This window comes from Thermosynechococcus sp. M3746_W2019_013 (assembly GCF_015296045.1).
Lineage (GTDB): Bacteria > Cyanobacteriota > Cyanobacteriia > Thermosynechococcales > Thermosynechococcaceae > Thermosynechococcus.
In genome coordinates this window covers 1-20,742 of the sequence record NZ_DVDW01000009.1, presented here as the reverse complement: position 1 = coordinate 20,742, position 20,742 = coordinate 1, and the positions used below count along the sequence as shown (strand labels likewise).

Here is a 20,742-nt window from a genome sequence, read left to right as displayed (position 1 = left end):
TCAATGAAAGCGTCTGCGGATGCCAGTTCTCCCCAAGAAACGACACCGCCGCTCAGTTTGCTCCTGTTTGTTGCCAATCGTCCGGGCGATGAAGAGGAAACCGCTGCCATTCAAGCTCACATTCAGCAACTGCCCTCGAACTTTAGCTTTGAACTAAAAGTGGTGCCCATTGGTGAGCAACCCTACCTCCTAGAGGAGTATAAGCTAGTTGCCACGCCTGCCTTGATTAAAGTCCGTCCTGAGCCGCGCCAAACCCTCGCGGGTCGTAAGCTCCTGCAAAAGGTGGACTATTGGTGGCCGCGCTGGCAGCGGGAAGTGGCCCTTTGCCTACAGGCAGATATGCAAAAGTCGGCAGCGGAGCAGTCAGATTGCTCTATAGAACTCAGCCGCCTTAAGGATGAGCTGTTTCAACTGCGTCAAGAACGCGATCACCTGGCCGAACAACTGCAATTCAAAGATCGGATTATTGGCTTGCTGGCTCATGAGTTGCGTAACCCCCTCACTGCTGTTGGGATTGCCCTTGAAACCCTAGAGTCCAACCTTCAGGAGGAGATGTGCCAGAAACTCAATCTTGAAGAGGTGCAGCGGCTGTTTCACCATGCCCGCGGCCAAACTCAAGTCATGGGACAACTAATTACGGACCTACTCTTGGCGGCCCGCGGCCCGCAGGACAAGCTGCAAGTTATAGCACGGCAACTGGATTTGCGAAAACTGTGCCAAGAAACCGCTGAGGAGGTCCGCTTAAATTTTGAGCGTAAAAAGCAGCACTTTACCACCGATATTCCTTTGGATTTACCTTTGGTCTATGGCGATGGCAGTCGCATTCGTCAGGTGCTGGTCAACCTACTGGACAATGCCTGTAAATACACTCCCGCAGGGGGCAAAATTCACCTGAGTGCTTTTCATCGCATGACCCAAAAGGTGCAAGTTACCGTCTGTGACACCGGCCCGGGTATTCCCATTGAACAGCAGGAGAAAATTTTTGGCGAAACGGTTCGCCTCGATCGCGATCGCGCCATTGAAGGCTATGGCATTGGCCTTGCCCTTTGCCGCCAGATTATTCGCATGCACTATGGCCAGATTTGGGTGGACTCCCAACCGGGGAAAGGCAGTTGCTTCCACTTCACACTGCCTGTCTATAGCTAGGGCTGTCCTTCCTTGACCAGGCGGGCGATCGTTTCGGCACGCAGATAGGGATCAGGCCCAAAGGGCAAAATTTCGTAGAACTCATTATCCGGCAAGCGCATCAGTTGAAGGGACTCCTGCTCGCGATAGATCACATAGACTCCCGGTGGCCACGTTTTGGCACTGCGCACTGGCACTGGAATGTCGCGGCGCTCTCCGCCGACGCAGGCTAGGCGTACCACCTGTGTATTGGGACGATAGACCACCTTATCTTCGCGGGTACGCCGAAACAAAAAGCGATCCAAAACCTTAGGTAGGATTTCTGTTTCTGTGCCTCCCAATTGCAAATTTAACTCTAGCAATTTGTCTTCGAGGGTGAGTTCAATGATATGGGGCTCAGGGACAAGGGGCTGAGAGTGGATCTCAGTGGTCTCTTGGGGCGGCGCGGCAGTCGGTTTTACCTTCTGGACGATTTGACTGATGTACTCTAGATCCACTGTCGTAATTTTCTTGAAGGTGACAAACCAAGAGAGCAAACTAATGGCCATCCCCGGTTCCAATGTCGTAATTAAGGTGGCTAGGTCTAAGTCATCCAGACGAATGGCCTTAAGGGCAGCATCGGTTTGGCCTAGAACAATGGCGGCATCCCCCGGACTTAAGTGTTGGAGGCTCGTGTAGAGCAACCTCAGATCAATCGTTTCTTGGCAGCCTTGGGTTGAAATGCGGTAGGTGATGTCGTAGAGCCAATCGAGTGTCACCAAGTCATGGTTGAGCATCCAAAGAGCAACATTAAAGGCGGTTTGGGGAAAGGCAGCTTGGGCAAGACTTTTGACAATGACTTGGGCGCGATCGCGCTGAAGCAAGGAGATCAAGGCCGCCTGTCTTTCTGCCTTGGTTGTGAGTTCATGATAGCCAAGGAGGTCTTGGAACAGTTTTTGATCGCTGGGCAGTAATCGAATTGCCGCTGGAGGAGTCATAGACTTAGTGCCGCAGATTGATGTGACTCATTTTCCCTCACCCTCTGATAAGGGCTAGACAGGGCAACGCTAGTCCTTAATTCCACTATAGAGGGTGGCTAGAGTATCGATGCTATTCGCCCACCTTAGCTTCCAATTTGCGCACTCGCTTGAGGAGCTCTGGCAATTGCTTCACTGCGGCTGAGACCTTGAGGTAGAGGGTTTGATCCATCGCCGGGATCCCCCCCATGCGGCTATCTGGCGGTACCGAGCTACTAATGCCGGATTTGGCGGAGACAACAGTGCGATCGCCAATGGTCAAATGACCCGCTGCCCCCACCTGCCCAGCCAAGACCACGTGATTACCAATGTGGGTCGAGCCTGCCAACCCCACTTGGGCACAGAGAATGGCATTTTCACCAATGGTGCAGTTGTGAGCCACCATCGTCAGGTTGTCAATTTTTGTGCCATTTGCCACGGTGGTCTCTCCAAGGGTGGCGCGATCAATCGTTGTGCCAGCACCAATTTCCACATCATTGCCAATGACCACGGTGCCCACTTGGGGAATTTTGTAGTGACGACCATCCGCCAGGGGGACATAGCCAAAGCCATCACTCCCTAAAACCACGCTGTTTTGCAAGATGACGCGATCGCCCAGTTGCACTCGCTCCCGCAGGGCACAGTGGCTGTAGATACGACAGTCTGAGCCAATGACCACATCGTCGTAAAGGGTGCAATGGCTATCAATGACCGTGCGATCGCCAATGCGGACGCGATCGCCAATCACCGTATAAGCACCAATCGTGACCTCAGCTCCCAAAACCACATCAGCTCCCAGAATTGCTGTCGGGTGAATTTTGGCGGCAGGTTTGGGTTGCGGGTAAAACCATTCAATACACTTGGCAAAGGCAAGGTAGGGATGGGGCACCCGCAGCAGAGGACAGGCCGCCTCCCCTTGAAAGTCGGGACGCACAAACACAGCAGCCGCTTGGGTGATCTGCAACAGGGCGGTGTACTTAGGATTGGCCAGAAAAGAAATATCCGTTGCTGTTGCTGTTTCTAGGGGGGCTACCCCCAACACCGGGCGATCGCCTTGCTCTGGACAGTCGAGGGTTGCCCCAAACCGTTCGGCGACATCTGCCAACCGCATCTTGCCGTCCTCATCATTGAACTTGAATTTTAGCTCAGTCTATCAGGTCTCATTTATGAAACGGATCAAGAATTTCGTGAAATCGTTCATACTGAACATTTTATCCTTTGCGCAGGTGATATCCATTGAGTGGCAACTTTGTCAATGTGTTTGTTATATTTTTTAACACCTATACCCGATGACATGGAATAAGGAGTACGTTCTATGGAGCAACGCTTCCCCGAACTGAATGTTGACCTCAGCTTTGAACAGGAGTTTCAAATGCGGGTCATGGAGGAGCAAGTGAGTGCCATGAGCCTTCAGGAAGCTCGTGAGCTACTGTTGCAAGCCTCTCGCCTATTGATGATGAAAGACAACGTCATTCGCTCCTTGGTCAAACGCGCTGCCTAAGTCACCAATGTGTGGGACGGACCTCTTTCTCCACCTTGCTTCCGCTCGCGAATCAAGTAGGGGATATGGGGCTGCACCACAATTTTTTTTCTATGGGTAAGCGCTTCATTGCAAACCTCACTTACCTCGTGAATTTTTGCTTGCATCTATTGTCATCTAGCTACAGCATTTCAGTTCACATTAGCCAGACGCGCCGCCAAGATAGTTCTCCAGGGCAAGGATTTTGCAGTTTCCAAGAGCTTCTAAGATGTAGGTAGGGGAAATTCCCCTTGCGATCGCTCCTAGGAGGTATTGATTGATGACCCGTCTACTGCGGATGAGCGTAGCGCTGACGGCGATATTCTACCCCCTTGCCACGTTGGCCACTCCTCTGCCCCCGCTCTTTAATCCCATTTCCCCGACCACTGGCTTTGCATCCTCAGAAATGAACCGCCTTTGGCAAAATCAGGGGCGTTCTAAAGACCACCGCCAGGGCAGTACCACACTGCAACCATCCTCCGACAAGGTGCTACAAATTGAGCTGGATGGCCAACGCCTGACTCCCAGCCAAGCCCAACAACTCCTGCTGCGCCAAGAATAATTCCGAGGGGCTTAGACTATTAGCGGGAACATTTCACGTACTCGTTATGCGCCTAACCCGTCGTCAAACCCTCAGCCTCCTAGTCGGCAGTGCTGCTGCACTGTGGTTGCGATCGCGCCCAGCCGTGGCGGCAGGTGAGCCATCAGAAATTTATACGCTGCCGCCTTTGCCCTATGACTACGAGGCCCTAGAGCCAGTGATTGATGCAGAGACAATGCGTCTGCACCACGACAAACACCATGCAGCCTATGTCAACACTCTCAACAAGGCACTGACACCCTACCGTCAATGGCACGGGCTGGCCATCGAAGAACTCCTGCCCCACCTTCACCAACTCCCCACCGCTATCCAAGAAACTGTGCGCAACCACGGCGGTGGCCATGCTAACCATTCCCTCTTTTGGCAAAGTATGGCACCGAATGGCGGCGGTGAGCCCACGGGGGACCTCGCCATAGCAATAGAAGACACTTTTGGCTCGTTTCCAGAGTTTCAAACCCAGTTTCAGCAGGCAGGTCTGCAGCACTTTGGCAGTGGCTGGGTCTGGCTTGTGCTTACGCCCCAAGGGAATTTGACCATTACCACCACGCTAAACCAAGATTCTCCGCTGATGCAAGGGCAAGTGCCCCTCTTGGGCAATGATCTGTGGGAACATGCTTACTACCTGACCTATCGCAACCGTCGCGATCAGTACCTAGAGGCTTGGTGGCAGGTGGTTAATTGGCCTTGGGTGAGCGATCGCTATGCTCAGATGCGCGATCTTTTGGCTTAGGGCACAAGGCCTGCTCATGGCGATCGTAGGCATCAATAATCCGCTCGACAAGGGGATGGCGAATTACATCCCCCTTGGTTAGATAACAAAATGCGATCCCCTCGACATCCTTGAGAATTTTCGTAGCCACACTGAGGCCAGAGGTTTGATGTTCTGGTAGATCGGTTTGCGTCAAGTCCCCGGTCACCACCAAGCAGGAGTTAAAACCAATACGGGTCAACACCATTTTCATCTGGGCAGGAGTGGTGTTCTGAGCCTCGTCGAGGATGACAAAGGCATTATTCAGCGTACGCCCCCGCATATAGGCCAAGGGGGCTACTTCAATCACGCCCCGCTCCATCAGGTTGCCAATTTTCTCCGGCTCTACTAGCTCGTAGAGGGCATCGTAGAGGGGGCGCAGATAGGGATCAATTTTTTGCTGTAGATCTCCTGGCAGAAAGCCAAGCCGCTCACCCGCTTCCACTGCAGGCCGTGTTAGAATTAACCGCTCATAGGTGCCCGCCAGTAGGGCTTGGACCGCTAGGACCGTGGCCAAGAAAGTTTTGCCGGTGCCCGCGGGCCCAATGCCAAAGGTGAGGGTGTGGCTACGAATTGCTTGAACGTACTGGCGCTGGCGAAAGGTTTTAGCGCGAATAATGTCACCGCGGCGGGTGCGAGCTAGAATATCCTGTTGCAGCTCTTGGAGGGCTTCCCGCTGCTGAGTATCGTAGGCATGGCGGACCGTGAGAATATCCACCCCCGACACAGGACGCCCCTCCCGCCAGAGGGTACTGAGGTCTTGAATGAGTTGTTGGCAGAGTTGGATTTGAGCAGGGGTGCCAGTGATGTAGAGATCCCGTCCCCTTAAAACAAGGGTCGCCCCTGTTTGGGCGGCAAAGATGCGCAGGTTGGCTTCTTGCTCACCGACAAGGGCGATCGCACTCTCAATGCTGTGGAGGTCAATGGTGAGGCTTTCCCTCGTGGTCATACCCTAAACTTAGCGATTGCGCTTGCGGGCGGCCTCCTGTTTGCGTTTGCGGCGCAGGCTGGGTTTTTCGTAACGTTCACGCCGCTTGACTTCCGACAGAATACCTGCTTTTTGGATTTTTTTCTTGAATCGCCGTAGGGCGGACTCAATGGATTCGTTTTCACCTAAACGGACTTCAGCCACGCGCTAACTTTGCCTCCTTGATGATGGATAAAAACGACGACGGGAGCGCCGTGGGCGATCGCTCCTTTGATGATCTATTTTAGGCGTACTTTTGGCAGCGTCATAAACATCTAAGTAAACCTGCTGACCAGCGGCTTGGGCAGCAGCCTGTAAAACCGCTCGAATGGCCTGGAGATTGCGACCGCCACGACCATAAACCCGGCCTTTATCCTCGCCAGCAAAGGCAAGACGTACCCAAATGCGAGAATTAGCAGGGGAAAATTCTGCATGGAGCCGCAGGGTTTCTGGTGCTTCCATAAAGGGTTCAAGCAGGAAGCGAATCAAGGCAGCGTAGTTGGGGGCAGCCGACTCAGTCATTGCCTATTTTTGGGCAGTTTCGGGGAGAAGATTCGCCTTGACAAAGAGCCGCCGCACCGTATCTGTGGGTTGTGCACCCTGCGCCAAACGCCGCTTGATAGCCTCTTCGTTGAGGCGCACTTCATCATGGATTGGATCGTAAAAGCCCAATTCTTCAAGGGCACGCCCATCGCGGCGATCGGTATTATTCATGGCCACAATACGATAGGTGGCGTTCCGCTTTTTACCGTAGCGTTTGAGACGCAGTTTAATCATGTCAGCCTATGGAGATAGAAGGGGTGGGTTTTTCTTGACAATTTTCTAGTATAACGGACCTCCCAAATCGGGTAAAGTAGATTGCGGTTTGAGTTGAGCACTGCCGATGACAAAGACAGCGTGGTTATTTCCCGGCCAAGGGTCGCAACATCCAGAAATGATGGCGGATTTGCTGACAGCCTATCCCCCAGCCAAGGAGCGGTGCCAACAGGCAGCGGCCATTTTAGGGTGGTCGGTCATTGACTGCTGTGCAGGTTGCATTGGCAATTTAGATCAAACGCTCTATACCCAGCCCAGTTTGTTTCTCGTCGAGAGCCTACTGGTGGATGCCCTCAAGGAACGGGGAGCTAAGGCGGACTTCGTGGCAGGACATAGTCTCGGTGAATATGTTGCCCTCTATGCGGCAGAAGTCTTTGATTTTGAAACGGGACTCAAATTGGTGCAGCGGCGCGCCGCACTGATGAATGCCGCCGGTGGAGGCAAGATGGTGGCCTTGATTGGCTTTGACCGCCAGGAGTTGCAGCAGGCGATCGCCAGCACCCCCAATGTGGTTCTGGCCAATGATAATCATCCAGGACAAGTGGTGATTTCGGGGCTGCCCGAGGCCGTTGAAGCCCTACTGGCAAAGATAAAAGTCAAACGGGCGGTTCCTTTGAATGTCAGTGGGGCCTTTCATTCCCCCTTTATGGCGACGGCCGCGGCAACTTTTGCCACACTGTTGGATGAGTGCCAGTTTCAAGCGGCTGTCTTTCCTGTCCTGAACAATGTCGAACCCGAACCAACAACGGATGCAGCGCTGATCAAGGCACGGTTGCGATCCCAAATGACGGGTTCTGTGCGTTGGGTAGACACTTGCCATGCCCTGGCGGCGGCGGGAGTGACCCAAGCCCTGGAGATTGGTCCCGGTAATGTCTTAGCTGGCTTGGTCAAGCGCACCACCCCAGAGATCAATGTCAGAGGTGTGGCAACGATCGCCAGTTTGGAGAGCCTGGTGTGAGTCGCGATCGCGAGCCGCTGATCAGCCTGCTCCTCTACCATCTCTTCAAATGGTCAGTGGTGAGTCCACTCCTGCACACCTATTTTCGGGGGCGCATCTATGGTGCCCACCAGGTACCGCTGCGAGGACCACTAGTGGTGGTAGCCAATCATGCCAGCTACTTTGATCCGCCCCTCATCTCCAACTGTGTGCGCCGACCTGTGGCCTGGATGGCTAAGGAGGAATTGTTCCACATTCCCATTTTTCGAACATTGATTAGGTGGTATGGCGCCTATCCTGTGAAGCGAGGCGCGGGCGATCGGCGGGCATTGCAGGCTGCCCTCAAAGCCCTAGAACAGGGTTGGGCAGTAGGAGTCTTTTTGGAGGGCACCCGCACTAAGGATGGCCGTATTTATGACCCGAAACTAGGAGCAGCGTTGATTGCAGCCAAAGCGCAAGCACCCCTGTTGCCCGTTTGCCTTTGGGGCACCCAGGAGATTCTCAAGAAAGGGACGTTGCCGCGACCGGTTCCAATTACGGTGCGCATTGGTGCACCCCTTCCACCGCCCGCTTCGGGCGATCGCCCTGCCCTAGAAGCGGTCACTCAGCATTGCTGCGAAGTCATCCACAGCCTCCATGACTTGGGTCGCTAGAGCAGACCATCCTTTGCGGCCATCAATTTGAGCAGATCCACCACCCGGCAGGAATAGCCCCACTCATTGTCATACCAGGCCACCACCTTAAAGAAATTGGCATTGAGTTGAATCCCCGCCGTAGCATCAAAGATACTGGAGCGGCCATCCCCGATAAAATCACTGGAGACAACCGCTTCTTCCGTATAGCCGAGAATACCCTTGAGTTCCCCCTCAGCCGCCGCCTTCATTGCCGCACAAATCTCCCCATAGCTTGTAGCCTTCTCGGTTTTGAAGGTCAAATCCACCACAGAGACATCGGGGGTGGGAACACGAAAGGCCATCCCGGTCAACTTGCCCTTAAGTTCGGGCAACACCAGCGTTACTGCCTTGGCGGCTCCTGTAGAAGCCGGAATAATATTTTGGCCAGCGCCACGGCCGCCACGCCAATCCTTTTTGCTGGGGCCATCCACGGTGGGCTGGGTAGCAGTGACGGAGTGCACGGTGGTCATCAAGCCCTCTGCTAAGCCAAAGCTTGCGTGCAACACCTTAGCAACGGGGGCTAAGCAATTGGTTGTGCAACTGGCATTGGAGACAATGCGATCGCTCGACGGGTCAAAGGTATCATGGTTAACACCGACAACAATTGTTTTCACCTTATCGGCATCCTTAGTGGGGGCTGAAATCACCACTCGTTTGGCACCAGCTTGTAAATGCTGAGCCGCCCCCTCATAGCCCGTAAATAACCCGGTGGACTCAACGATATAGTCTGCACCAACGGATTCCCAGGGCAGTTCTGCTGGATTGCGAATGGCCGTACAGGGAATGAACTTACCATCAATTTCAATACCCTCCGCTGTGGCCTTGACGGTACCTGGATAGATGCCATGGGTGGAATCGTACTTAAAGAGATAGGCTAGGTTATCCGCAGGCACGAGATCGTTAATGCCAACAAACTGAATATTGTCGTAGGCAAGACCCGCCCGTAGCACCAAGCGGCCAATGCGGCCAAAGCCATTAATACCGACTCTCAACGTCATGAAAACTCTCCCAAATTATCCACTAGTAACGGGGAAGGGTTGGATCCACTACCGCAGCATAGGCATCAATTCCACCAACAATATTCTTGACATTGCGAAACCCCTGCTGAATTAACCAGTGCCCCATCTGGGCAGAGCGTACACCATGGTGGCAGAGCACCAAGGTTTCCCGGTCTGGATCAAAGAGCTGACAAATTTGGGGCGACCATTGGGGAAACGCGCTCAAGGGCAAAGGCGTAAAGTGAGGAAGATGGGCGATCGCCCACTCCTCGGGTTCCCGCACATCAATGAGTTGCAAGGTATCCGCCTCTGTGGCTAGGCGTTGCGCCAATTCCACCACTGTGACTTGTCCTAGCATGGTTTTACCCTGATTCTAGGAGGATAGATGGGGGATCGGAATTGAAATCATCCTTAAGATTTGCCTGCCGGCGCTAGAGTTTGGTAAGTGACCGCCATAACCCTTGGTTGATTAGCCAGTTGGGGCACATCCAATACTGCCGTATTCACCAAGTTGAAGAGGGGATTGGCCAAGATGCCCGCTAAGGAGGTGGCAATCACCGTCATTACCAAACCCACCTGCAAAGGTCGCAGACCAAAACTTGACCAAGAGACTGCGGGATAGTTGCGCACCGCCTCTGACATTTCTTGGGGCTCCTTGACCACCATCATCTTGACAACGCGGATGTAGTAGTAAATGGAGATCACACTGGTCAATAGACCCAGCAGCACCAGACCATAGGCACCTGCTTGCCAACCGGCCCAGAAGAGGTAAATCTTACCAAAGAAGCCCGCCAGGGGCGGAATCCCCCCCAGAGAGAGCAAACATAGGCTCAGGCCGAGGGTCAGGAGGGGGTCTTTTTGATAGAGGCCCGCATACTCACTAATTTGATCGGTGCCGGTGCGCAGGGAGAACAGAATCACACAGGTAAAGGCACCAAGGTTCATGAAGAGGTACACCAGCAAGTAAAAAAGCATACTGGCATAGCCTGCCTCAGTGCCCACGACAAAACCAATCATCACAAACCCCGCCTGACCAATGGAGGAGTAGGCGAGCATCCGCTTCATACTGGTTTGGGCGAGTGCCACCACATTGCCGAGAATCATGCTTAGGATCGCCAGCACCGTAAAGATGAGTTGCCACTGATCGGTGACACTGGGGAAGGCCAAGGTCAAAAAGCGAATGGCAAGGGCAAAGCCAGCGGCTTTGGAACCCACCGAAAGAAAGGCAACCACAGGGGTAGGGGCACCCTCATAGACATCGGGCGTCCATTGGTGAAAGGGTACTGCGGAAATTTTGAAACTAATGCCGGCAATAACAAACACTAAGGCCACGACAAGGCCCAAGGATTCGGAGGACAGGGCTTGGGCAATGGCTGGCAGTTGCGTGTGCCCACCGGAAAGGCCGTACAGTAGCGATGAGCCATAGAGGAAAATGGCAGAACTGGCCGCACCAATCAGGAGATATTTCAAGGCGGCTTCGTTGGAGCGGCTATCGCGCTTTGTATAGCCTGTGAGCAGATAGGAGGCAATACTCAGGGTTTCTAGGGCCACAAAGATAAACACCAGTTCTTGGGCACCGGCAATGAACATGCCACCCACTGTGGCCGTCAACAGAATTGTCATAAATTCGCCGAGGGAACTGCCCGTTTGCTCAACATAACGAATGGACATGAGAATCGTGCCCAAAGCGGAGAGGGCAATCAGTCCCCGGAAGAAGAGGCTGAGGTGATCGGAAATAAAGCTGCCAAAGAAACTGACGGTTGCGGGCTGAGTCCACAGGGGAATCATCGTGGCGATCGCCCCCCCTAAACCAACAATTGCAAAGTAGGGTGTCCAGCGATCGGCCTGACGTCCCTGAATCAAATCTGCCAACAGGACGACAAGCAGCGCCACAATCACGATGGTTTCCGGCAAAATGGTGCCTGCATTGAGCTGTCCAGCCAGTGTCACCAAATCCATAACTCTTTACGTGCCTTGATGGAATCCCCCATATCTTATCACTCAGATTTTCATTTCATTGTTTACTCGCGATCGGCTTGTGCTTATAGGTTCGATTAGTTTTGGCCCCCCTTAACAGCGGCGCATCGGGTATTTCGATGCCTTGTCAGCTTGTGATTTACTTGTTGTCAGCTTGTCAGAGTAATAGCCGCAAAGAACCGCGATCGCCATCTAGCTCAGCCGCCACCCCCACTGGTAATGTGGCATTGACCCCCTCATGGCCAAACGGCAAGTCACTAACAATGGGAATTCCCAAATCCCCCAAGCGATCGCCCAAAACCTCAATCAGCCGAAAATTCGGTTGCGTGGTGGGATCCTCACAACGACTAAAACGGCCAAGGGCAATCCCCTTGATCTGATACAACGCTCCACTACGGCGCCACTGCGTCAGCATACGGTCAATGCGATAGGGGGCTTCACCCACATCCTCTAGGGCCAAGATCACATGCTCAAAAGGCGGGCAATCAGGTGTGGCCAGTAAATGAGTTGCGACCGTTAAATTTCCCACTAAGAGGCGCCCCTGCACCACACCGCCCCCCCAACCGCTTCCCCATAGGGGCTCTAGGGGCTTGCCCTGGACCAGATCAAAAAGACGCCGCTGACTCCAAAGGGGCTCTTGCGCCAGTGTGGTGAGGACTGGACCATGGACGCCGGCCACCCCTTGGGCCGCATAGCTCCACAGAAGAGCCGTAATATCTGAAAAACCAATTAGCCACTTTGGGGGTGCTGAAGGCCACTGCCACTGCTCCAACAGACGAGTTGCCCCAAATCCCCCTCGCCCGCAGAGAATACCCTTAATAGAATTATCTTGCAATAAGTGCCGTAGGCGATCGCGCCGCTGTTGATCAGAACCCGCAAGGTAGCCCCAGCCTGCAAAGTCAGCCTCATTAACAATGACCTCATAGCCCTGGGCTTGCCAACAGGCCACCCCCTGCCAAAAAGGTTCTCCTTGGCGCAGAACACCACTGGGAAAGGCGACGGCAAGGCGATCGCCCGGCTGCAGGGGAGGCGGTAATGTTGCAACAGCGGTCACGTTAGCAAAAAATTAGAATTGCGGTAAAATTGCAAGCCACCCGTAGCGATATTTTGACCCAAGGCGCGATCGCCCATAAAAGCACAAAGGCGTTGGGGCAACCAGTAAATGGTCTCAATGCCCGGCGGTTGCTGAATCTCAAGACGGGCAAGGGGGTCCCCTGCGGTGGTCGGTATCCGAACAACGAAGTTGTAGGTGGTATTCCTGAGCCACACTTGAGGATAGTGGGTATGGGCTTCAAGAACAACTTCAACACAAACAGGGGGCTGATCAAAGGCCATCTGCCCATGGGGAAACTCCACCCCCAGAATGTTAGGGATTAAAACAAGGGCAATCCCTAGAGGCCGTAACATCCCCTATTTACCCCGCGAGGGGGGTTCCGTCCCGTGGGCGATCGCGCGACTACAGACCCAGTTTTCCGGCAGTCCCGGGTAACCGCGCCGCAGCGCCTCTGGACAAATGGTATAGATCGTCAGTTGGCAATCAATCAGTTGCAGACCATATTTCTCCGTTTGCTTCAAGGCCTGCTTGAGAATGGAGTCATTATCAAACTCAATCGTGTGGTTGCATTGTACACACACCATGTGGTGATGGTGATGCGGAGACATGGTATTTAATTCGTAGTGCTTGTGTCCCTCAGCAAGTTCCAACTCCCGCAGAATACCCATCCGTGACATCAACTTCACGGTACGATAAACGGTGGATAAACTAATGGAGTGTCCCTGTTTGCGCAGCTCATGGTGCAGGTCCTCAGCACTTAGGTGATTGCCCTTAGGCAGATTTTGGAAGATATTGAGAATGGTTTCTCGCTGTGGCGTCAACCGCCAACCCTTCTCATTCAGTTCCGCCTTCAAGGCTGCTGCTGTATAAAGTGGCATAGGAGATTCGCTTGATCTGCCGGTATTGGTTTGCATGATAGCCGACAACAAGTGGCATTTGCAACAACCAGAGCTTATTGAGAATAATTACAATGGTTTTACTAGACTTTTTGCCAATGAGTTGCAACGCCCAACCAGCCCCCATAACCTACGCGGCCTCCGCCAATGCCAAGCTCAATCCCTGAACCGCTTCACCCTATGGGGGATCGGGAATTGCACCAGCAGAGTTAATTTTTTTGCCGCTGCGGCTTGGGTCGCTGGAACTTCGACATCGGGGTAAAGTCCTCCACAGGCACATCCTTGAGGGCCTGAGCCATAAAATCTCGCCAAATGGGTGCCATAAAACCACCCCCCGTTGCCCCCTGCCCCAAGGGCGCATAGTTGTCATTCCCTGCCCAAACAGCCGCCGAGAGTTGCGGCACATAACCAACAAACCAAATATCCCGCTCAGAAGAGGTGGTGCCTGTTTTTCCTGCGGCAGGCCGGCCAATGTTGGCTGCTGTCCCTGTGCCACTGGTGATCACACTCTGCATTGTGTTATTTAGGGCGGCGGCAGCCCAAGGATCAAGCACGAGTTTGGGGCGCGGTGTGTGATCCAACAGCAAATGACCGTTGTTATCGGTGACTTGAATAATTGTTGTCGTGGGAGATTGCCAGCCATTATTGGCGAATGTGGCATAGGCAGCGGCCATTTCCAAGGGGGTGAGATCCACCGCTCCCAAGGGCAGGGAAACCACCGGCAGCATTGGACTGGTAATGCCAAGGGTACGGCAAATTTCAATTACGCGCTCAATGCCGACCTCTTGGCCAAGGACAATTGCGGGAATATTGCGGGACATGGCCAAGGCCAGGCGCATAGACATTCCACCCATAAATGAGCCATCGTAGTTGCGAGGCACATACCATCCGTCCCCATCCCGGTACCGCACTGGCGAGTCGCTAATGATTGAATCGGGGGTATATTTGCCACTGGCATAGGCGGCATAATAGACAAAGGGCTTAAAAGCAGATCCCGGCTGGCGCAGGGCTTGGGTAGCTCGATTAAATTGACTGCGGCTGTAGTCTACTCCCCCCACCAGCGCTTTGACATAGTGGGTACGCGGATCCACGGCAGCTAAAGCTAACTGATCTGCACGCACACCACTGGCTTGCAGGCTTTCATATCCCCGTCGGATGGCATCTTCCGCCATTTTTTGCATTTTGAGATCAAGGCTGCTTTGCACCCGCATGCCACCGCGAATGACAGCTTCACGGCCAAATTGGCGGGTCAACTCCTGCAACACAGCATCGGTAATCCAAGGGCTACGACTGCGCTGGAAGGAGGTAATTTCCCCCAGCTTGATGGGTTCTTGGGCAGCGGCAGCAGCCTCTTGGGGGGTAATCCAACCCAACTCCACCATCCGCTCCAGCACCAATTGCTGCCGTTCCTTGGCGAGATCAAAATCCACAAAGGGGCTATAGGCTTCTGGAGCTTGAATAATCCCAGCCATCATCGCGGCTTCGGCAAGCGTGAGATCTGCGGCATTTTTTTTGAAGTAGCTTTGGGCTGCAGTTTGCACGCCGTAGGTGTTATGTCCCCAATAGACCTGATTGAGGTACATCTCCAAAATTTCGTCTTTGCTGAAGATCTGCTCGAGGCGCATGGCCAAAACAGCCTCAGCTACTTTACGGCTGATGGAGCGATCGCGAGACAAAAAGAGATTTTTAACCAATTGCATCGTCAGGGTAGAGCCGCCCTGCACGGTACGCCCAGAGGTAAGGTTGACCATCAAGGCACGGGCAATACCAATGGGATTAATACCGCGATGCTGGTAGAAACTGCTGTCTTCGATCGCCAGCACAGCCAGCTTCAGATTGGGGGAAATTTCGTTTAGGGAAACGACTTCGCGGTTTTCTTCATCGTGAAGGCTCACAAGGAGTGTGCCCTTGGCATCGTAAATGTGGGTGGTTTCAGTGGGGACATAGCCCCGTAGCGATCGCACATCCGGAAGATTCCGAAAGCTAATCGCTAGGCCCAACAGGCCACCTCCAATAGCCGCACACCCAAGGGTCATCCCCACCAGGAAGGTGCGGTTAGCAATTCGCAGTACCCCACGCCAGAAGTTTTCATCTTGGGGGCGGGTTTGGGAGGGATGTTTGCCAAGGGTAGTGGTGGACACGATAATCGCTGCCTCAGGCCTATTATTTTTTGCTTCGTATACGATTTTTTATTTGGATAAAAGTCGGGAATGGCAAAATTGCCGCGCGATCGCCATTGATTGCTATCATAGCCATCCTAGACCAGAAAATGTCCTCACCCCAATAAATGCCCATAAATGCCCAATCAAATGATGTCTTCAGACCTTGAGGCCACCATTGCACGGCTCCAGCGCGGCGTTGTGGAAACGTTCCCCCATGTCCCTGATTCCGCCAAACCCGAGCAAAATCTCTGGGCCTATTTGCGGCAAACGCAACGCCCGCTCCGAATTAAGTTTGGCATTGATCCTACCGGCAGTGAAATTCACCTCGGTCATAGCATTGTCCTGCGCAAGCTGCGCCAGTTTCAGGATGCGGGGCACTGTGCCGTGCTGATTATTGGTGACTTTACGGCTCAAATTGGCGATCCCACGGGGAAGTCGGAAGTACGCAAACAACTCAGCCCTGAGGAGGTAGCAGCCAATGTGCAAACCTACCTTGAACAGGTGAGGCCGATTTTGGATTTTGAGACCCCCGGCCGCTTAGAAATTCGCTACAACTCAGAGTGGCTTGCCAAACTGGATCTGCGCAAAGTGCTTGAGCTTTTAGGAACGATGACCGTGGGCCAAATGCTGGCCAAGGAGGGATTTGCGGAACGTTACGCCAAGGAAACGCCTATTTTTCTCCATGAGTTTCTCTATCCGCTGATGCAGGGCTATGATTCGGTGGCGGTGGCCGCAGATGTGGAATTGGGGGGAACCGATCAAAAGTTTAATATTGCCGTCGGTCGCGATTTACAGCGTCACTTTCGTTTGCCAACCGTGCAATTTGGCCTGCTGATGCCGATCCTAGTGGGTACGGATGGGGTACAGAAAATGTCCAAGTCCCTTGGCAACTATGTGGCGCTCACGGAGTCGGCAGCCAGTATGTACTCCAAGCTTGAAAAAATTCCCGATGCTTTGGTGAACCAGTACATTGAGTTGCTTACGGATTTGCCTTTGGACAGTTTGCCCGCTCATCCTCGCGATCGCCAGAAGGCCTTAGCCCTAGAAGTGGTCAGTCAATACCATGGGCGAGAGCTGGCCCTGCAAACCCAAGCAGAACTAGCGGCGATCGTCACCCAAGGGCAAACGGCACAGGCGGGATCAATTCCAGAGTATTCCCTTGGCGAGTTTCAGTTTCCTGTAAAGCTAACCTACGTGCTCAGTCACACCAAGCTCTGCCCCAGCAGCAGCGAAGCACGGCGGCAAATCCAAGGGGGTGGTGTCCGGCTCAACAGTGAGAAAATTACCGATGTGGATTTTACCCTCACCGCGCCAGAACCCTACGTCAACCAAGTGCTGCAGGTGGGCAAGAAAAAATTCCTGCGCTTTGTGCCCTAGGCGTTTTTTTCACCCGCTCTGCCAAGATTCATTCAAGATAGAGAGAACCTGCGGGGCAACTAGCAGATGGGTGATCAGGAATTTCAAGCCAAGGTCCTTAGAGAGTGGCTGGCCTGGGGCGCAGATGTGCCGAAAGCAAACAGATGTACTTTTCTTCCTCATCTTCAGACGGACTTGCCCAAGCTCCAAGGTGATGGAAGTGAGTTGGCAAGGGTACAAGTTTGAAGTCTATCTGTGCGATCGCCTGGTGTGGATGGCAACAACGATGAAACGACAATCGCAACAACAATAACAACAATCATGATGGCGGCAGCATCAGGGGTGGTTCTGGCGAGTCTTTCTGCGGCGATGAGGACTTCTGGGAGCGCGATCGCCCCCCAAGGCAATTAAAAGGCAATTCAGTGAAACAATGATCCTAGGGCTCACTCCAAAATTCGTTAGAATCTTCTTATTTGTTGGCTTGATGCTCTTGAGTACCAGTTTAGCTGTAATTTTTCCCCTGGCCATGGTAGAAGGACTCGGTAGTGGCGTGACCAAAACGGTCTTAGATAATGGCCTGACCGTTCTGATTAAGGAAATTCCCACGGCGCCCGTTGTGAGTTTGCAGGTGTGGTATCGCGTGGGGTCTCGCCATGAACCCAAGGGAGAAAACGGGATTGCCCACCAGCTAGAGCATCTGATGTTTAAGGGGACCCAAAGCCGACCGGTGCAGTTTGGGCAGCTATTTTATGCCCTGGGCAGTTCTTCCAATGCCTTTACCAGCTATGACCTGACGGCCTACCACCACACGGTGCGCGCTGACCAACTGGAGCCACTGCTGATCCTTGAAGCCGATCGCCTGCGCCATACCCTCATCACCCCCGATGCCCTTGAAAGTGAAAAGCGGGTGGTGATCTCGGAGCTGCAAGGCTATGAAAATAGTCCTGAATATCGCCTCAGTCGTGCGGTGCTAGCGGCCCTCTATCCCAAGCATCCCTACGGCTTACCAGTGGGGGGAACAGCCAGTGATGTGGAGCAGTTGACGCTACCGGCAGTCAGGGGTTTTTATCAGCAGTACTATCGCCCCGATAATGCCGTGGTGGTGATTGCTGGCGATGTCTGTCCTGCGAGGGCACTGGAGCTGGTCAAGAAAACCTTTGGGGCAATTCCGCAGCCGCCAGAACCTTTGATCGATCCGCCGCTGCCGCCGCCTGAGGCCGGCTCAGCCCAGCGAATTCGCCTCAGGGAACCGGGGAGTGCGCCGCTACTCCAGATTTTGGTGCCTATTCCAGGGATGACCCATCCGGATCAAGCGGCCTTGGATGTCCTGGATATGCTCCTCAGTGGCGGCCGCAGTTCGTACCTGTATCAGGAACTGATGGAAACGGGGCAAGCCAGCTCGGCCTACTCCTACGTAGCTGCCTTGCAGAAGGGGGGCTGGTTTGAAATGGGGGCGATCGCCAGCCCCGATCAATCCCTTGAAACCATTGAGCAGACCATTGGCAAGATTTTGCAGCAAGTGGCGGAGCGTTCCCTCAGTCTGGGTGAATTGCAACGCGCCAAACAACAGCTTAAGGCCAATTTTATTCTCCGCAATCGCGATATTGATGCCCAAGCTAGTCAACTGGCCAATGATGAAACCCTCACGGGCGATTACCGCTTTAGCGATCGCCACCTGGCGGCCATTGAAAAGGTCACCCCTGCCGATGTGCAACGGGTGGTGCAAACCTATTTTGGGCGCGATCGCTGGATTGTCGGGGAATTTATTCCCAGTGAATTTGTCGATGTGGAGCTGTCGGGTCGGCCGGCGGTTCAAACCACAGCCCACAATCTGGTCGGTGAACCTGTGGATCCCCAAACCATCGCCGCCTATTTACCCCCAGGAAGCACCCAGGCTGCCCCGGCGGTCAAAACCAATGGGGTGGAAACCTTAACGCTGCAAAATGGTCTGCGGGTGCTCTTACTGGTGGATCGCAGTACCCCCACGGTTACCCTGGCGGGGCGGATTGATGCTGGCACGGGCTATGATCTGCTAACGCAGCCGGGGGTTGCCAACCTCACCGCCGCCAATTTGCTTAACGGTACCCGCACCAAAACTGCCCTCACCTTAGCGCAAACCCTTGAGGATCGCGGCATTAGCCTTGAATTCAGCGCCCTTCGCGACGGGGTTGATGTCGAAGGCTATGCCCTAGCTAGGGAGCTACCCACCCTCTTGGCCACCCTTGGCGAGGTGCTGCAGGAAGCCACCTTCCCAGAGGCAGAGTTCAAACTGAGTCAGCAGCGCTACCTGACAGCCCTGGGTCTGGAGGCGGATGATCCGGTGCGCTGGGGGCGCCGTGTCCTGCAGGAAACCCTCTATCCAGCCAATCATCCGCTGCATCCCTTTGCCACCCCGGAGTCGGTGCAGGCTATTCAACGCCAAGACCTCCTGAACTTTTATCGTGCCGCCTATAGGCCGGATCGCACGATTTTGACCCTCGTGGGAGATTTTGACCCCCTGGCGGTGCGATCGCGCCTCAATGACATTTTTGGCGCTTGGCAGCCCCAAACGGCTCCCCTTTCCCTCACCTTTCCTGCGGTTTCGCCGCCCCCGCAAACCCTCTTTCGGAATGCGGTCATTGCCGGTAAAAGCCAAGCCATTACCTATTTAGGGGCACCGGGGATCGATCGCCGGGATCCTCGCTTCTATGCCGCGATGCTGATGAATCACATTCTCGGGGGAGATACGCTGGCCAGTCGCTTGGGTACGGAGATTCGCGATCGCCAGGGGTTAACCTACGGTATCTACAGTTTCTTTACGGCCAGTCGTCAGGCCGGACCGTTTATGATTCAGTTACAAACTGCCCCCGAAGATACCGCCAAGGCCATTCAAGCGACACTGCAACTGCTGCGGGAGGCGCGCCGCCAGGGATTCACTGCTGCCGAACTCGATGCGGCCAAGCGTAGCCTCAGCAATACCTATATCGTGGAGTTGGCGAATGTGGATATGGTGGCACGGACGTTGTTGGGGAATGCTAGTGTGGGTTTACCGCCGCAGGAATTGCAACAGTTTAGCGATCGCTTGCAGCAGGTGACCTTAGAGGAGGTCAATCAAGCCCTACGAGAGCTAATTGATCCGGAGCGACTGGTAATTGTCACTGCCGGGCCTGCCGTTTCCTTTAGCCCCTAAAACCATGGCCAGCCTCAGCCTAGGACTCTACCAACTGGAACAGTGGGCCAACCAGTGGGTGACCGGTCAACTCCGTGATCTAACGGTGATCAGTGTCGGTATCGTCTTTTTGGCGGGACTGCTCACCAGTCTGACCCCCTGTACCCTCTCCATGCTGCCGATTACGGTGGGTTATATCGCCGGCTATGCCAGCAAGCAACATGGCTCCGTGTTGCGCCAGTCACTTTGGTTTGCCTTGGGTCTTGCCACCACCTTAACGGTATTGGGGATGACAGCGGCCTTGGCCGGGCGCATCTACGGTCAGGTGGGCTGGGGGTTAACCCTTGTGGTTAGTTTGGTGGCCATTCTCATGGGGTTAAATTTGCTCGAGGCCTTGCCCCTCAGCTTTCCCCGCAGTCGCTTCCTAGAGGAACTGCCGGATCGCGTCCCTGCGGGTTTGCAGTCCTATACCCTAGGGGCCACCTTTGGCATAGTTGCTGCCCCCTGCAGCACACCCGTCTTGGCAACGCTGTTGGCGTGGGTGGCCACAACCCAAAAGCTCTGGGTGGGGGCAGGTTTGCTCTTGGCCTACACAACAGGTTACGTCGTGCCCCTGATCGTGGTGGGTACCTTTAGTGGTGCCCTACAAAAGCTACTGGCCCTGCGGCAGTGGTCGAGTTGGATCACCAGAGTCAGCGGCGTGCTCCTCATTGCCTTTGGAGTCATTGCTTTGGCCATTCGGCTGTAGCGATCGCTCCTCTTCAGACTT

At 54.1% G+C, this 20,742-nt stretch carries 22 protein-coding genes; 9 read left to right on the top strand and 13 right to left on the bottom strand.

What is annotated here, in order from left to right:
- Positions 1-3: 3 nt before the first annotated feature.
- The gene (locus IGQ16_RS01200; RefSeq protein WP_024125512.1) at positions 4-1,146 is read left to right on the top strand and encodes a histidine kinase; all 1,143 of its coding nucleotides are present in this window, start codon (positions 4-6) and stop codon (positions 1,144-1,146) included.
- Here the strand turns inward: IGQ16_RS01200 and IGQ16_RS01195 are convergent.
- Both IGQ16_RS01195 and lpxD read right to left on the bottom strand, forming a co-directional pair.
- Positions 1,143-2,102 carry a hypothetical protein gene (locus IGQ16_RS01195; protein ID WP_297040887.1) on the bottom strand — a complete coding sequence of 320 codons (960 nt, stop codon included), beginning with the start codon at positions 2,100-2,102 and terminating at the stop codon, positions 1,143-1,145. The genes IGQ16_RS01200 and IGQ16_RS01195 overlap by 4 nt on opposite strands.
- Before the next feature lie 112 nt (positions 2,103-2,214).
- Complete coding sequence (gene lpxD, locus IGQ16_RS01190; protein WP_024125510.1) at positions 2,215-3,231, bottom strand: UDP-3-O-(3-hydroxymyristoyl)glucosamine N-acyltransferase; 1,017 nt, start codon at positions 3,229-3,231, stop codon at positions 2,215-2,217.
- 204 nt (positions 3,232-3,435) lie between these two features.
- On the opposite strand from lpxD, the gene IGQ16_RS01185 reads away from it, so the two are divergent.
- The 3 genes from IGQ16_RS01185 to IGQ16_RS01175 all read left to right on the top strand — a co-directional run bounded on the left by IGQ16_RS01185 (position 3,436) and on the right by IGQ16_RS01175 (position 4,970).
- The gene (locus tag IGQ16_RS01185; RefSeq protein ID WP_024125509.1) at positions 3,436-3,621 is read left to right on the top strand and encodes an NblA/ycf18 family protein; all 186 of its coding nucleotides are present in this window, start codon (positions 3,436-3,438) and stop codon (positions 3,619-3,621) included.
- A 298-nt stretch (positions 3,622-3,919) separates the two neighbouring features.
- Positions 3,920-4,201, top strand: a complete 282-nt coding sequence (locus tag IGQ16_RS01180; protein ID WP_024125508.1) for a hypothetical protein — start codon at positions 3,920-3,922, stop codon at positions 4,199-4,201.
- Between the two features lie 46 nt (positions 4,202-4,247).
- Entirely contained in the window at positions 4,248-4,970 is a 723-nt protein-coding gene (locus IGQ16_RS01175) for a superoxide dismutase (RefSeq protein ID WP_024125507.1), read from the top strand.
- Here IGQ16_RS01175 and IGQ16_RS01170 read toward each other — a convergent pair.
- The 4 genes from IGQ16_RS01170 to rpsP are packed head-to-tail and all read right to left on the bottom strand — an operon-like array spanning position 4,915 to position 6,732.
- Complete coding sequence (locus IGQ16_RS01170; protein WP_024125506.1) at positions 4,915-5,937, bottom strand: PhoH family protein; 1,023 nt, start codon at positions 5,935-5,937, stop codon at positions 4,915-4,917. The genes IGQ16_RS01175 and IGQ16_RS01170 overlap by 56 nt on opposite strands.
- 9 nt (positions 5,938-5,946) lie before the next feature.
- Complete coding sequence (gene rpsU, locus IGQ16_RS01165) at positions 5,947-6,120, bottom strand: 30S ribosomal protein S21 (protein WP_011055893.1); 174 nt, start codon at positions 6,118-6,120, stop codon at positions 5,947-5,949.
- Between the two features lie 3 nt (positions 6,121-6,123).
- On the bottom strand, positions 6,124-6,477 hold the full coding sequence (locus IGQ16_RS01160) for a KH domain-containing protein (protein WP_024125505.1): 354 nt from the start codon (positions 6,475-6,477) through the stop codon (positions 6,124-6,126).
- Between the two features lie 3 nt (positions 6,478-6,480).
- Positions 6,481-6,732 (bottom strand): 30S ribosomal protein S16, encoded by a 252-nt coding sequence (rpsP, locus tag IGQ16_RS01155; RefSeq protein ID WP_024125504.1) that lies wholly within the window; start codon positions 6,730-6,732, stop codon positions 6,481-6,483.
- Between the two features lie 106 nt (positions 6,733-6,838).
- On the opposite strand from rpsP, the gene fabD reads away from it, so the two are divergent.
- Positions 6,839-7,729 carry an ACP S-malonyltransferase gene (fabD, locus tag IGQ16_RS01150; RefSeq protein ID WP_297059939.1) on the top strand — a complete coding sequence of 297 codons (891 nt, stop codon included), beginning with the start codon at positions 6,839-6,841 and terminating at the stop codon, positions 7,727-7,729.
- Positions 7,726-8,361 (top strand): 1-acyl-sn-glycerol-3-phosphate acyltransferase, encoded by a 636-nt coding sequence (locus IGQ16_RS01145; RefSeq protein ID WP_297059937.1) that lies wholly within the window; start codon positions 7,726-7,728, stop codon positions 8,359-8,361. Before fabD ends, IGQ16_RS01145 begins: the two co-directional genes overlap by 4 nt.
- Here the strand turns inward: IGQ16_RS01145 and gap are convergent.
- The 7 genes from gap to IGQ16_RS01110 form a co-directional block, all read right to left on the bottom strand.
- Positions 8,358-9,380, bottom strand: coding sequence for a type I glyceraldehyde-3-phosphate dehydrogenase (gene gap, locus IGQ16_RS01140; protein WP_024125501.1), 1,023 nt, complete (start codon positions 9,378-9,380; stop codon positions 8,358-8,360). The two genes, IGQ16_RS01145 and gap, sit on opposite strands and share 4 nt — an antisense overlap.
- Before the next feature lie 22 nt (positions 9,381-9,402).
- The gene (locus IGQ16_RS01135; RefSeq protein WP_024125500.1) at positions 9,403-9,738 is read right to left on the bottom strand and encodes a rhodanese-like domain-containing protein; all 336 of its coding nucleotides are present in this window, start codon (positions 9,736-9,738) and stop codon (positions 9,403-9,405) included.
- 53 nt (positions 9,739-9,791) lie between these two features.
- A complete protein-coding gene (locus IGQ16_RS01130; RefSeq protein ID WP_297040383.1) occupies positions 9,792-11,339 on the bottom strand; it encodes an NAD(P)H-quinone oxidoreductase subunit N in 1,548 nt (515 codons plus the stop codon).
- A gap of 175 nt (positions 11,340-11,514) precedes the next feature.
- The gene (locus IGQ16_RS01125) at positions 11,515-12,411 is read right to left on the bottom strand and encodes an LD-carboxypeptidase (RefSeq protein ID WP_297059934.1); all 897 of its coding nucleotides are present in this window, start codon (positions 12,409-12,411) and stop codon (positions 11,515-11,517) included.
- The gene (locus IGQ16_RS01120) at positions 12,408-12,764 is read right to left on the bottom strand and encodes a DUF2808 domain-containing protein (RefSeq protein WP_297040379.1); all 357 of its coding nucleotides are present in this window, start codon (positions 12,762-12,764) and stop codon (positions 12,408-12,410) included. Before IGQ16_RS01120 ends, IGQ16_RS01125 begins: the two co-directional genes overlap by 4 nt.
- A 3-nt stretch (positions 12,765-12,767) precedes the next feature.
- Positions 12,768-13,289 (bottom strand): transcriptional repressor, encoded by a 522-nt coding sequence (locus tag IGQ16_RS01115; protein WP_024125496.1) that lies wholly within the window; start codon positions 13,287-13,289, stop codon positions 12,768-12,770.
- A 227-nt stretch (positions 13,290-13,516) separates the two neighbouring features.
- Positions 13,517-15,343 (bottom strand): transglycosylase domain-containing protein, encoded by a 1,827-nt coding sequence (locus tag IGQ16_RS01110; RefSeq protein ID WP_297059960.1) that lies wholly within the window; start codon positions 15,341-15,343, stop codon positions 13,517-13,519.
- A 276-nt stretch (positions 15,344-15,619) separates the two neighbouring features.
- On the opposite strand from IGQ16_RS01110, the gene tyrS reads away from it, so the two are divergent.
- The 3 genes from tyrS (at position 15,620) to IGQ16_RS01095 (ending at position 20,721) form a co-directional block, all read left to right on the top strand.
- Positions 15,620-16,846, top strand: a complete 1,227-nt coding sequence (tyrS, locus tag IGQ16_RS01105) for a tyrosine--tRNA ligase (protein WP_297059958.1) — start codon at positions 15,620-15,622, stop codon at positions 16,844-16,846.
- Positions 16,847-17,375: 529 nt separating this feature from the next.
- Positions 17,376-19,994, top strand: a complete 2,619-nt coding sequence (locus IGQ16_RS01100; RefSeq protein ID WP_297059932.1) for a pitrilysin family protein — start codon at positions 17,376-17,378, stop codon at positions 19,992-19,994.
- 4 nt (positions 19,995-19,998) lie between these two features.
- Positions 19,999-20,721, top strand: coding sequence for a cytochrome c biogenesis protein CcdA (locus IGQ16_RS01095; RefSeq protein ID WP_024125493.1), 723 nt, complete (start codon positions 19,999-20,001; stop codon positions 20,719-20,721).
- Positions 20,722-20,742 lie beyond the last annotated feature (21 nt).

Excerpts from the sequence above, each read along its gene's own strand:
- IGQ16_RS01200 (WP_024125512.1), top strand. The coding sequence starts at position 4 with ATGAAAGCGTCTGCGGATGCCAGTTCTCCCCAAGAAACGACACCGCCG.
- IGQ16_RS01195 (WP_297040887.1), bottom strand. The coding sequence starts at position 2,102 with ATGACTCCTCCAGCGGCAATTCGATTACTGCCCAGCGATCAAAAACTG.
- lpxD (WP_024125510.1), bottom strand. The coding sequence starts at position 3,231 with ATGCGGTTGGCAGATGTCGCCGAACGGTTTGGGGCAACCCTCGACTGT.
- IGQ16_RS01185 (WP_024125509.1), top strand. The coding sequence starts at position 3,436 with ATGGAGCAACGCTTCCCCGAACTGAATGTTGACCTCAGCTTTGAACAG.
- IGQ16_RS01180 (WP_024125508.1), top strand. The coding sequence starts at position 3,920 with ATGACCCGTCTACTGCGGATGAGCGTAGCGCTGACGGCGATATTCTAC.
- IGQ16_RS01175 (WP_024125507.1), top strand. The coding sequence starts at position 4,248 with ATGCGCCTAACCCGTCGTCAAACCCTCAGCCTCCTAGTCGGCAGTGCT.
- IGQ16_RS01170 (WP_024125506.1), bottom strand. The coding sequence starts at position 5,937 with ATGACCACGAGGGAAAGCCTCACCATTGACCTCCACAGCATTGAGAGT.
- IGQ16_RS01160 (WP_024125505.1), bottom strand. The coding sequence starts at position 6,477 with ATGACTGAGTCGGCTGCCCCCAACTACGCTGCCTTGATTCGCTTCCTG.
- rpsP (WP_024125504.1), bottom strand. The coding sequence starts at position 6,732 with ATGATTAAACTGCGTCTCAAACGCTACGGTAAAAAGCGGAACGCCACC.
- fabD (WP_297059939.1), top strand. The coding sequence starts at position 6,839 with ATGACAAAGACAGCGTGGTTATTTCCCGGCCAAGGGTCGCAACATCCA.
- gap (WP_024125501.1), bottom strand. The coding sequence starts at position 9,380 with ATGACGTTGAGAGTCGGTATTAATGGCTTTGGCCGCATTGGCCGCTTG.
- IGQ16_RS01135 (WP_024125500.1), bottom strand. The coding sequence starts at position 9,738 with ATGCTAGGACAAGTCACAGTGGTGGAATTGGCGCAACGCCTAGCCACA.
- IGQ16_RS01130 (WP_297040383.1), bottom strand. The coding sequence starts at position 11,339 with ATGGATTTGGTGACACTGGCTGGACAGCTCAATGCAGGCACCATTTTG.
- IGQ16_RS01120 (WP_297040379.1), bottom strand. The coding sequence starts at position 12,764 with ATGTTACGGCCTCTAGGGATTGCCCTTGTTTTAATCCCTAACATTCTG.
- IGQ16_RS01115 (WP_024125496.1), bottom strand. The coding sequence starts at position 13,289 with ATGCCACTTTATACAGCAGCAGCCTTGAAGGCGGAACTGAATGAGAAG.
- IGQ16_RS01110 (WP_297059960.1), bottom strand. The coding sequence starts at position 15,343 with ATGACCCTTGGGTGTGCGGCTATTGGAGGTGGCCTGTTGGGCCTAGCG.
- tyrS (WP_297059958.1), top strand. The coding sequence starts at position 15,620 with ATGTCTTCAGACCTTGAGGCCACCATTGCACGGCTCCAGCGCGGCGTT.
- IGQ16_RS01095 (WP_024125493.1), top strand. The coding sequence starts at position 19,999 with ATGGCCAGCCTCAGCCTAGGACTCTACCAACTGGAACAGTGGGCCAAC.